Origin of the sequence: Peribacillus simplex (genome assembly GCF_001542915.1) — a bacterium.
In the GTDB taxonomy this organism is placed as follows: domain Bacteria; phylum Bacillota; class Bacilli; order Bacillales; family DSM-1321; genus Peribacillus; species Peribacillus simplex_B.
The window spans coordinates 48,097-59,211 of the sequence record NZ_LNNH01000048.1; the positions used below are offsets into that span (position 1 = coordinate 48,097).

Annotated in this window: 13 protein-coding genes and 1 rRNA gene; 1 reads left to right on the forward strand and 13 read right to left on the reverse strand. The window is 43.7% G+C overall.

Annotation, left to right across the window (positions count from 1 at the left end; translation table 11 throughout):
• Positions 1 to 21: 21 nt before the first annotated feature.
• Positions 22 to 1,995 carry a methionine--tRNA ligase gene (metG, locus tag AS888_RS21010; protein WP_061144042.1) on the reverse strand — a complete coding sequence of 658 codons (1,974 nt, stop codon included), beginning with the start codon at positions 1,993 to 1,995 and terminating at the stop codon, positions 22 to 24.
• 616 nt (positions 1,996 to 2,611) lie between these two features.
• Between metG and AS888_RS21015 the strand changes: the two genes are divergently transcribed.
• Positions 2,612 to 2,896, forward strand: coding sequence for an AbrB/MazE/SpoVT family DNA-binding domain-containing protein (locus tag AS888_RS21015; RefSeq protein WP_057915383.1), 285 nt, complete (start codon positions 2,612 to 2,614; stop codon positions 2,894 to 2,896).
• 44 nt (positions 2,897 to 2,940) lie between these two features.
• Here AS888_RS21015 and rsmI read toward each other — a convergent pair whose 3' ends face one another.
• From rsmI to rrf, 12 genes are all read right to left on the reverse strand, one after another.
• Positions 2,941 to 3,828: a 16S rRNA (cytidine(1402)-2'-O)-methyltransferase gene (gene rsmI, locus AS888_RS21020; RefSeq protein ID WP_061144043.1), complete on the reverse strand. Its 888-nt coding sequence runs from the start codon at positions 3,826 to 3,828 to the stop codon at positions 2,941 to 2,943.
• Between the two features lies 1 nt (position 3,829).
• A complete protein-coding gene (locus tag AS888_RS21025) occupies positions 3,830 to 4,090 on the reverse strand; it encodes a GIY-YIG nuclease family protein (RefSeq protein ID WP_061144044.1) in 261 nt (86 codons plus the stop codon).
• On the reverse strand, positions 4,077 to 4,820 hold the full coding sequence (locus AS888_RS21030) for a tRNA1(Val) (adenine(37)-N6)-methyltransferase (protein WP_061144045.1): 744 nt from the start codon (positions 4,818 to 4,820) through the stop codon (positions 4,077 to 4,079). Before AS888_RS21030 ends, AS888_RS21025 begins: the two co-directional genes overlap by 14 nt.
• 182 nt (positions 4,821 to 5,002) lie before the next feature.
• Complete coding sequence (yabA, locus tag AS888_RS21035; RefSeq protein WP_061144046.1) at positions 5,003 to 5,377, reverse strand: DNA replication initiation control protein YabA; 375 nt, start codon at positions 5,375 to 5,377, stop codon at positions 5,003 to 5,005.
• Positions 5,378 to 5,391: 14 nt separating this feature from the next.
• A complete protein-coding gene (ricT, locus tag AS888_RS21040) occupies positions 5,392 to 6,222 on the reverse strand; it encodes a competence/sporulation regulator complex protein RicT (RefSeq protein WP_061144047.1) in 831 nt (276 codons plus the stop codon).
• A gap of 1 nt (position 6,223) precedes the next feature.
• On the reverse strand, positions 6,224 to 7,222 hold the full coding sequence (holB, locus tag AS888_RS21045) for a DNA polymerase III subunit delta' (RefSeq protein WP_061144056.1): 999 nt from the start codon (positions 7,220 to 7,222) through the stop codon (positions 6,224 to 6,226).
• A 14-nt stretch (positions 7,223 to 7,236) separates the two neighbouring features.
• A complete protein-coding gene (locus AS888_RS21050) occupies positions 7,237 to 7,677 on the reverse strand; it encodes a YaaR family protein (protein WP_061144048.1) in 441 nt (146 codons plus the stop codon).
• Positions 7,678 to 7,701: 24 nt separating this feature from the next.
• The gene (locus AS888_RS21055) at positions 7,702 to 8,031 is read right to left on the reverse strand and encodes a cyclic-di-AMP receptor (protein WP_061144049.1); all 330 of its coding nucleotides are present in this window, start codon (positions 8,029 to 8,031) and stop codon (positions 7,702 to 7,704) included.
• 102 nt (positions 8,032 to 8,133) lie between these two features.
• The gene (gene tmk, locus AS888_RS21060) at positions 8,134 to 8,775 is read right to left on the reverse strand and encodes a dTMP kinase (RefSeq protein ID WP_061144050.1); all 642 of its coding nucleotides are present in this window, start codon (positions 8,773 to 8,775) and stop codon (positions 8,134 to 8,136) included.
• A gap of 39 nt (positions 8,776 to 8,814) precedes the next feature.
• Complete coding sequence (locus tag AS888_RS21065; protein WP_061144051.1) at positions 8,815 to 10,269, reverse strand: aminotransferase class I/II-fold pyridoxal phosphate-dependent enzyme; 1,455 nt, start codon at positions 10,267 to 10,269, stop codon at positions 8,815 to 8,817.
• 213 nt (positions 10,270 to 10,482) lie between these two features.
• Complete coding sequence (locus tag AS888_RS21070) at positions 10,483 to 10,701, reverse strand: sigma factor G inhibitor Gin (RefSeq protein ID WP_081092550.1); 219 nt, start codon at positions 10,699 to 10,701, stop codon at positions 10,483 to 10,485.
• 192 nt (positions 10,702 to 10,893) lie between these two features.
• Positions 10,894 to 11,009, reverse strand: a 5S ribosomal RNA gene (rrf, locus tag AS888_RS21075).
• Between the last annotated feature and the right edge of the window lie 106 nt (positions 11,010 to 11,115).

An 11,115-nucleotide genomic window follows, 5' to 3' on the forward strand; every position in this document is an offset into this window, starting at 1 on the left:
ACCTTTATGTTTTTTGAGGGTTTATTTCACCTTTGAACCATTTGGAATCGATGAATCTATTGTCGCGACCGAGAGCTTGCCTTCCTGACTGCCAGCCAAAATCATTCCTTGAGAGAGCTCGCCACGAAGCTTAACAGGCTTTAAATTCGTTACGCATATCACTTTTTTACCTACTAAATCTTCAGGTTTATAGTGCTGGGCAATGCCAGATACGACTTGGCGCTTCTCATAGCCTAAATCAAGCTGCAGCTTCAGAAGCTTATCCGCCTTCTTCACCGGTTCTACTTCGATGACCTGGGCCACACGAAGCTCCACTTTCGTAAAGTCATCTATCGTGATTTCATCAACCTCCGGAATGGGCTCTTCCGCTTTTTCAGGCGCTTTTTCAGGCGCTTTCTCGGCACCGCCTTGCATTTGCTCTTTAATATATGAAACTTCCTCTTCCATGTCCAAACGAGGGAAGATCGGGTCGCCCTTCAACACTTTCGTGTCCGCAGGGATTTGGCCGAACTCCGCTAAGCTATCCCATGAAGTTAACACTTCATCCTGGATGCTAAGCTGGGCAAAGATTTTTTCCGGCGTCTGCGTCAAGAAAGGCTTCAAAAGGATAGCCGTCCTACGTAAGGATTCCGCTAAATGAACCATAACACTGGCAAGCTCTTCTTTTCTTGCTTCATCTTTGGCAAGCGACCATGGCTGTGTTTCATCAATGAATTTGTTCGTCCTGCTCACAAGCTGCCAAATGGACGTTAGCGCAACTGAAAACTCCATTTTCTCCATCGCTTCCTCATACTTGCCAACCGTATCATGATTCATTTCAAGCAAGGCTTTTTCAAATTCACGATTCGATCCTTGATAGCTCGGGATCACACCATCAAAATACTTGTTGACCATTGCCACCGTTCGGTTTAACAAATTGCCTAGATCATTAGCCAGGTCGAAGTTGATTCGTTCCACAAACCCCTCAGGAGTGAACACACCGTCAGAACCAAAGGGAACTTCACGCAATAGGTAATAGCGTAAGGAATCCAGGCCGTAACGATCAATCAAGGTAACGGGATCGACCACATTCCCTTTTGATTTGGACATCTTCCCATCTTTCATGAGCAGCCAGCCATGGGCAAAGACTTTCTTAGGAAGCGGTACATCAAGGGCCATCAGCATGATTGGCCAATAAATGGTATGGAAACGAACGATTTCCTTTCCGACCAGATGTACATCAGCAGGCCAATAATTCAAGTATTTAGAATCCTTGTCCGTTCCATATCCTAAGGCCGTTATATAATTGGTCAAGGCATCGATCCATACATAAATGACGTGCTTTGGATCTCCTGGCACCTTGATGCCCCAATCGAAGGTAGTGCGCGAAACGGCCAGATCTTCCAAGCCTGGTTTAATGAAATTATTGATCATTTCGTTCTTACGCGATTCCGGTTGGATGAAATCAGGGTTTTCCTCGTAGAACTTCAATAATCGATCTGCATATTTACTCATCTTAAAGAAGTATGATTCTTCTTTCACTTTTTCGACAGGTCTGCCGCAGTCCGGACAGTTCCCATTGCTCTCCTCTACCTGACGTTCCGTGAAGAAGGATTCACAAGGTGTACAATACCAGCCTTCATATTGGTCCAAGTAGATATCGCCCTGGTCAAGGAGCCTTTTGAAGATTTTGGCTACAACCGCTTTATGGCGATCCTCCGTCGTCCGAATGAAATCATCATATGAAATATCAAGCTTTTCCCATAGCTCTTTAATCCCCGTTACGATGTTATCCACGTATTGCTGCGGGGTGATTCCTTCTTCAGCTGCTTTACGCTGGATTTTTTGGCCGTGTTCATCAGTCCCTGTCAGATACATCACATCAAAGCCCCGCATCCTTTTATAACGGGCCATGGCATCACCTGCCACTGTCGTGTACGCGTGCCCTATATGTAAATTACCGCTCGGGTAATATATGGGTGTCGTGATATAAAATGTTTTTAGTTTATCTTTCACTTGGTTCCCTCCTCATCTTTTGGAAAACTGGCGATGCGACTTGCCAAAGCCATCAGACTATATTAAAAGTAATTATCTCTATTTTAACGCTATATGCGATTCTGCGCGACAATAATCACAAATCAAATCCTCATGATGGTGGAATTATAATCGTTTGAATCGGTGTCTTTAAAAATAATGTTAAGGGGGTAACTTCCTTTTTGTCAGCATTACCTCTTACCTCCACAAAATATACCTAAAAATCTTTTTTTGTGCAACATATCACATATTTGAAAGCTTTCTCTGGAAATTATCCTTAACTGAGAACTTATGCTTTGAAACTAAAATGCATTTAATCATATAATAAAGAAGTCTTTTGTCGAATTGTGGTGACATGCGTAATTTTTTGTAGCTGATGAACATCTAAATGATGAGGACATATCCAGTTTTTGCTCATTAAAACCATTTTTGAACCCTGGAAATGCAGTCATGCTCTTTTCTTACAAAAAAATGAAAATAAATCATTGACGAATATGGGAATGGCTGGTATTATAAGTTTATAAAAAAATTTGTCGAATAATGGCGAAAAAAATAGAAATAGGGTACTAGATTGTAATCTGAGAGGAGAAATTCTAAAATGAAATCTACAGGTATTGTTCGTAAAGTTGATGAATTAGGCCGGGTCGTTATTCCAATCGAGCTTCGTCGTACATTGGGAATCGCTGAGAAAGATGCTCTTGAAATCTACGTTGATGACGAGCGCATCATCTTGAAAAAATACAAACCAAACATGACTTGCCAAGTTACAGGTGAAGTTTCCGATAACAACCTTACACTTGCAAACGGTAAATTGATCCTTAGCCGTGAAGGCGCTGAATTGCTTATCCAAGAAATTCAACAAAATTTCACGACTTCTAAATAATTGCCTAACAAAAAAACTTCCGGACCCCGGAAGTTTTTTTTTGCTCATTTATCCTCGCCATCAATGTGATACGCTTGATATACATCTCGTTTTTGGATATCGCGATCCTTTGCGACTTGCTTGATGGCGTCCTTTGAAGTGTACTGCTCGGCTTCTATATAGTGATTGACATGCCCGACTAAATCAAGTTCCGCCCACCAGGCTTCGGAAGCCTCTTCGTCCGGAAATTGCCCGCCTTCGATTATTAAACAGAACTCACCGCGGATTTCGGACTCCGTCGCCCAAGTCAGCGCTTCACTTATCGTCCCCCGAATGAATTCTTCGAATTTCTTGGTTAATTCACGACACAATACAATCCGACGGTCACCGAGTACTTCCTGCATATGCTTCAAAGTTTCTTTTAAGCGGTGCGGTGATTCATATATGATCCAAGTCGATTCCATCTTTTTTAACTTTTCCAGCTCCCGCTTCTTTTCTTTGGCTCCGCGCTGTAAAAATCCATAAAAGTAAAAGGGCTGCGGCGTGAGCCCTGATGCAATCAATGCCGTTAATGCAGCGTTTGCACCCGGGAGCGGGATGACTTTAAACCGCTCGGCTATTGCATCCTTGACCAGTTCGTATCCGGGATCAGAAATCGTAGGTAAACCGGCATCACTTACCAAAGCGATGACCTCTCCTGACCGCAGCCTCTCTAGCATCTGCTTCCCGCTATATTCCTTATTATGTTCATGGTAGCTGACGATAGGTGTCGTAATTTCGAAGTAATTGCATAATTTCTTCGTATTCCTTGTGTCCTCGGCAGCAATGACATTCGCTTCCTTTAAGATCCTTAAAGCCCGGAAACTCATATCCTCAAGGTTCCCTATCGGTGTAGGGACCAGATACAGGGCTGGCTCCAATCCTTCTTTTTCAAAACTCTTTTGCTGCCACATATCATATATCTCCCTTCGCCATCCACATTTGTTTTTGCTTTCTTGACAATTGCTTGAATTTATATTCGGCCTGCATGGCCAATGTCTGTGTTTCGAATAATTCATGATGAATCAGTTCAACCGGGGTGCGTCCTCGTGTATACTTTGCCCCCTTGCCTTGATTATGGGCAGCGATCCTTCGCTCCAAGTCATTTGTATAACCCGCATAATAGCTGCCGTCCCTGCACTTTACGACATAAAAATAATGTTCATTCTTCTCCATATAAAATCCTTCTGATTTCCGGATTATACTCATTTTCGTCATTATATACAACGAGCGGAGGCAGAATCTTCAAATCAGGGTTCCCATCCTTTATCCCCTCAATAAGAATCGTATTGGCTTCCTTTGAGCTTTTGGGATAAACGAATTGAAGCCGTTTCGGTTCGATCCTGTACTTCCTCATGAAATGCAGGATATCCATCAAGCGCCCCGGCCGATGAACAAAAGCGGCTTTGCCCCCTTGACGCAGCAATTGACTGGAAACGCGCATGACGTCTTCAAGATTACACATGATTTCATGCCGGGCAATGGCAAAATGTTCATTTTTATTGATTTCCTCAATCGATGGCGTCGGAAAATACGGGGGATTGCAAGTAACCACGTCATATTTGCTATAACCGATCTGTTCCGGCATTTCCTTGATGTCCCCATGAATCATCTCGATCCGGGAGGATAAGCCGTTATGGTCCATGCTTCGCTGGGCCATGTCATATAACCGCTCTTGAATCTCGACGCCTGTAATTGCCGCTTTCGTCCTTGTGCTCAGCAATAAGGGCACGACGCCATTCCCCGAACAAAGGTCGACAATTTTCCCTTTTTGGATCGGGACATTCACGAACCTGGATAATAAAACGGCATCCAATGAAAATGAGAACACCGATGGGCTCTGGATGATCCTTAAATTCTCAGCCAATAGATAATCGAGGCGCTCATCGCCTTTAAGTTCCACCATTGCTGTTACCCTCCTAATTATGTATGGAAAAAGCATGTCCAGGATCCATGCTTCGACTTTCATCTCGTACAAAAAGGGGCCTGACCCATAGTATGCGTCAGACCCCGAATCACTATATATTGTAAACGGTCTATCTATCACTTTAAAAGAGATGGAGCATTCTTTTATATATTATTCCATTATCACTTCTTGTTTAAAAACGATAAACAGAACAGGCAATCTCCTTCTTTTCGTAAACTGCCAAAATGCAGATTACAAATATGGAAGCCCTCTTGATAGATACGGGCTAAATTATCATAGCCTTCCCCGATATCCATAACCTTGTCCGTACTAGCGGTGCGATTTTTCACTTTTTGCTTCATCTTTACCGCAGCAGGCGCAGTTTCGACTTCCGCAAGGCCTAACCGATGACGCAAGTGCTCGTTTTCCAGCTTGAGCGACTGGTTTTCCTCAAGGATTTCAGCCAGGTTCTGCTTCAATTCCCCAAGCTGTTTATACAATTGGCCTATCTGGGTTTCCATATTGGTCACCGACTCAAAAATAGCTTTCTTATCCACGCTCTCCCACCACCTTAATAATCTGTGGCTTGAATAGAAACGGCTCCCTCTTTTAGAATCTCATCTAGAGTATACTCTAATACTCTTTCCTGCTCGATTAGTTCAATCTGAAGTACGCGTTCTAGAATATTAAGCCCCACTACCTTGCCTTTGCCACCAGGCGTATTAATCATTTCACCTAAATCAGGAAGCATTTCCTTCGCACTTTCATACTCGTCATTTTCATATTTCAGACAGCACATCAACCGACCGCATAATCCTGAGATTTTTGTAGGGTTTAATGATAAATTTTGATCCTTCGCCATTTTGATCGAAACTGGTTCAAAATCCCCAAGAAATGTGGAGCAGCAAAGCATCCTGCCACAAGGCCCGATGCCGCCAAGCATCTTTGCTTCATCCCTAACCCCAATTTGGCGTAGCTCTATCCGAGTTCTGAATATGGCAGCTAAATCTTTGACTAAATCACGGAAATCCACGCGGCCATCCGCTGTAAAATAAAACACGACTTTATTTCTATCGAATGTATAGGAGACATCGACTAGCTTCATATCCAGCTTATGCTCAATGACCTTCTGACAACATATTGAGTAAGCCTCTTCTGCAGCAGCCTTGTTCTCATCGACAATCAGCTTATCTTTCGCGTCAGCTACCCGAAGTACTTTTTTCAATGGCAGGACAACATCGTTTTCATCTACTTGCTTACGGGCTGTAACAACTTTACCGAATTCAACGCCGCGGACAGTCTCCACTATTACAAAATCGTCCTTAGGAATAGCGAATTCACCCGGATCAAAGTAGTATATTTTGCCCGCTTTTTTAAAACGGACACCTACAACATCATACAAATCATGATCCCTCCTGCAAATTCAGCACAAGCTGTTCCATCAACAGCTGTGGATTCGTGTTGGACATCAGCTTTCTTTTTGCTTCCAAGATACACGCCATATGCTCGGCAAGGCGTCTTGAGGAAAGATGAAGAGCGTGAGTTTCAAATTCCTTCAGTTTATTTTGAAATACAACAAGGTGCTTTTTATCCAACTGAATGTATAATAAATCCTTATATATAAGAAGTAACAAATCAAGACCTCTGTCAACCTGTTCTCTTTCTTTAAAGTGTGTGAACCAATCCGTTTGAAGGTACAACAATGCCTTCAAGGAATTAAGTTTTAGCACTTCATACAATTTTACCACTATTTTTTGAGCTTGTACAAACCATTCATCACGGCTAAGCTCGATTCCCGCTTCCACATTCTGTGTTATATGTGCAATAACCGAGGCGAGCTGTGGCTCCAAATCCTGTTCCATCAGCTTCCGTTTCACATTCTCCGGGGATAATGGCTTGAACGAAATCACTTGGCATCTTGATAATATCGTCGGCAAAATTCTTTGAATCTGTTCGGTCATCAATATCGCAACGGTGTCGGCCGAGGGCTCCTCCAAGAATTTCAATAGACTATTGGCGGCACTCACCGACATTTTGTCCGCATCGGCAATCATATAAACCTTGCGATCTGCCTCGACGCTCTTTTTCGAGAATTCCTCTTGAAGCCCCTTGATTTGTTCCTTCTTGATGGAGAGGCCATCTTTTTCTATTAAATGGACGTCTGGATGATTGCCGCTTGAAATCCGTTTGCAATTCCGGCAAGTTTCGCATGGCTCGTAACCTGCTGTGGGGGCTTCACAAAGTAAGCTTTTGGCAAATGTATTGCTTATATCCTGTTTACCCGTGCCTTTTTCCCCTTCAAATAAATACGCATGCGCCACTCTGTCCTTCATTATGCTATTCTGCAGCATGGTCATCACCTGCGGCTGAATTCGGCTCATATCCTGCCATGTTTTATCCAAAACCATCAACTCACTTAAGTATATAGATTAATCAGAAGACCTTTAATTTCACCTATCATTTCCAATATTTCAAGCGAGCCTTTCTCTTTATTGAGAATTTCCTCACTTAGCTCAACTAATCTTGCATCTATCGTTTCCACGGTTTTCAATGGCCGGCTTTGACCATATTGGTTCCAACTAGTGGATTGCTTCAGCTCCAATCCATATTCAACCGCTTCTTTTACAAACCGTTTAACCAACGCCTTATATTTTGCCAATTCCCTAAAGGTACGTGACCGGACTAAACGCTGCCCCGCCCCTTCAATATCACCTATCAAACGGTTCAAGGTTTGGATTTGCATCTTTTGATCCTGTGTCTGGACCATTTGCTGAAACCTTCCATTTGCAGACTGAAACTGTTTGGCATCTTGGCGTGTCTTATCCAGCTTAATAGGGATTTCATGGTTGATTTTCATTATGAACCTCCATGCATCTACCCATTAAAACTGTAAAAAGTTTTCAACAGGCAAAATGAATATGGTCGCACCGCCTACCTGTATCTCCACTGGGTAAGGTACATAGGACTCGGCGTTGCCGCCCATCGGTGAAACCGGTGATACTAATTGGGAGCGTGACTGGCAGTTCTGCTTGATGATCTGAATGGCCTGATCAACCCGTTCATCCTCCGTGCCGATCATGAAAGTCGTATTGCCCGATTTTAAAAACCCGCCAGTGCTGGCAAGCTTGGTCGTTCCGAAATTATTTTCCACTAATTCATTCAGCAGCCGATGGCTATCTTTGTCTTGAACGACAGCAATGATCATTTTCATTCTTATCACCCTCCGGTTACTCTGAATTTTTTCTACCTCTATTATAGCAACTAGTCATTGACTGGAATAGTATTCCGTTGAATAATCTGAAAACGAATATGATTACCTTCCCGACTCTTTCAGGAGGTTTAATAAGCCGGCTTTCGTTTCTTCAAAAACTTCTTCGATTGTCCGTCCTGCATCCACGATGATGAAGCGATCTTGCCATCTATTCATGATGAGCTGGTAGCCTTCGCAAACCTTCTTATGAAAATCCAACGCTTCAAGGTCAAGCCTATTCACTTCGCGCTCCCCATTGGATTGAATGCGCCTCAATCCCTCTCCTGGGTCAATATCGAAAAAGAACGTGGCGTCGGGCATCATGCCTCCGATTGCGAATTTATTGATACTGTAAACCTCTTCTATATCCAAGCCCCTTGCATGCCCCTGATAGGCCAGAGAGCTATCGATAAATCGGTCACAGAGGACGATGCCGCCTCGATCCAGCTCCGGCATGACCACCTCCACTAAATGCTGGCGTCTTGCCGCTGCATATAATAAAGCCTCTGTTCGAGGATCCATAGCTGTATTTTCTTTATTGAGAATGACTTCCCTGATTTGCTCCGCAATGGGAACCCCGCCTGGCTCGCGCGTTAACAGGACTTGATAGCCTTCTTCTTGCAGGGCCTTGCCAAGCATGTGGGTAATCGTCGTTTTCCCAGCACCCTCGGGCCCTTCCATTGTTATAAAAATGCCACGCTTCATCGATGTACCTCCAAGGTTCTTTGTTTGTAGTATATCATTTTAACCTGATTGTCCGCTTTCATAAACGAATAATTCACCATTTGCCAGAGAGGAACCGCCATGGAACCTCGCTCCTAGCGACAGCAGTCCCTTCAAGCTCGATACATGCTCGGCAGTGATCATTTCCCCGGACATAATTAAAGGGATCCCCGGAGGGTACGGAATGACCATCTCAGCCGACACTTTCCCTATGGACTTCCTGAACTCAACCGATTTCGGTTTTCTTTGTTTCATGAGCGAGTATGGCATTTCAAGACCTGTCATTGACTTTCCAGCATGCCGACTATCCATTTGAATGGGCATGCTCTTGCCCGTTCTGCCTATGGTCGCGTTGTTTATATTTTCAATGATTTCATGAAAAGGAAATTCGGCACCCATCTTCAATAAAGGTAAAATCAGCAGCAAATTATTAGGATCAGCCAATTCGGCAAAAATTCCTTTTGCTTCACATAACCGCTGCAATTCAAAACCGCTTAAACCATTTTTTGATTGGATGACCACTTTCAATGGGTCGCAAAAAGTCCCCTTTGGCGCCTCCATCACTTTAATTGATGGCAGGGCGTCCAATCCCCCCCTGAACTCCCCAATTTTTCTATTCAGCTCTTTTTTATCATCTGGGGTGAAAGAGGCGAGGTAGGCCCTGGATAAATCAAGCGACCCCATGATGGGGTAGGATGGGCTGCTCGACTGGAGCATCTGCAAATAGAAGGATACTTGATCGGCATCAATGTAAGCTGAATGGAGGTGCAGATATGACCCCATGGTCATGGCCGGCAATGTTTTATGTGCAGAATGAACGACGGCATCTGCGCCGGCCTTAAGAGCCGTATCGGGAAACGGATCTCCTAACTGAAAGTGAGCGCCATGGGCCTCATCCACAAGCACCGGTATCCCCCTTTGATGGGCAAGCTTTACCATTTCGCCCATATCCTCGCCTAGACCATAATAATTCGGATAAGTTAAAACGATTGCCTTGGCATCCGGGTGGACACGCAAAGCTTCTGCAATCAATTCTGGTGCTATGCCTCCAGCGACCCCCCACTCTTCATAAAAAACCGGCCGCAGAAAAATCGGCTGAACATTGGCTAGCATCAGGCCATGTAAAATCGACTTATGACAGTTCCTTTGGACAAGCACCTTATCTCCTTCGCGGCATGCCGCAAGGATCATTGCCATGTTACCCACGGTAGACCCGTTGACCAGAAAATGACTCTTCTTCACTCCATATAAATCGGCAAGCAGCTGCTCGGCCTCTAAAATGGCGCCCTCAGGAGCATGCAGGTCATCTAAACCGTTTAGCTCCGTAGCATCGATCCCGAGCACGGGGCTATATAACGCTTGTCCCTTTTCACTAAATACCCGTCCATTTTTATGTCCGGGGACATGGAGGGAAATTGGTTCATTTTTATAAAAAGCACTCATTGCATCGAACAATGGTGTCTGTGATTGATTCATTTATTATCTTCCCTCAAATCATATTATTTTTTCATTTTATCAAATAAGTTCAAATTTATCTCCTCTGGCGATTAAACGGGAAATCACTGGCCCTTACCTGCGGCCAGGTCAAGTCATCAAGCATTCTGCTAAAGTACTATAAAAAGAGTCAGAGAATGAAGAGACAGTCCATTTCTTCATTCTCTAACTCTTCAACTTTCCATACCTAGCCTCTCATGAAAATATTTCAGGATTGGTGATTTTTCTTAATTGCTTTAAGTAATATTTATACCTCGGATCATTTGTATCGGTACCGATCATATCCCTTTCGCATTCCTCACAAATGAAAGTCGTATATACGTGTATCCCCATTCCTTTTATTTGTTCACACACCACGCACGTTTCCCCTGCCGTCGTTTTGGTTTTTGTTGTCCCCAACATCTCCACCTCCATACCTGCATTCTCCCCAAAAACCATCGTTCACATACTTCAATTTTAAATAGTTTAAGAGAACCGGGGCTGCTTTTAACAATGTATGATGGAGATTTTCAATACGTGTATGTCTCTATATAAAAGTTTCCATAAACGATGAATCGTCGATTAACGAAAAAAGACCAGCCGAGGTGGCTGATCTTTTTTCTAATGGCTTGGCGGCGTCCTACTCTCACAGGGGGAGACCCCCAACTACCATCGGCGCTGAAGAGCTTAACTGCCGTGTTCGGAATGGGAACGGGTGTGACCTCTTCGCTATCGCCACCAAACATATCAGGAACGTTGTTCCTTCAAAACTAGATAATAAGAAGGTATTTCATTTTTTAAAGCGTTGGTTAAGTCCTCGATCTATTAGTATCAGTCAGCTCCACATGT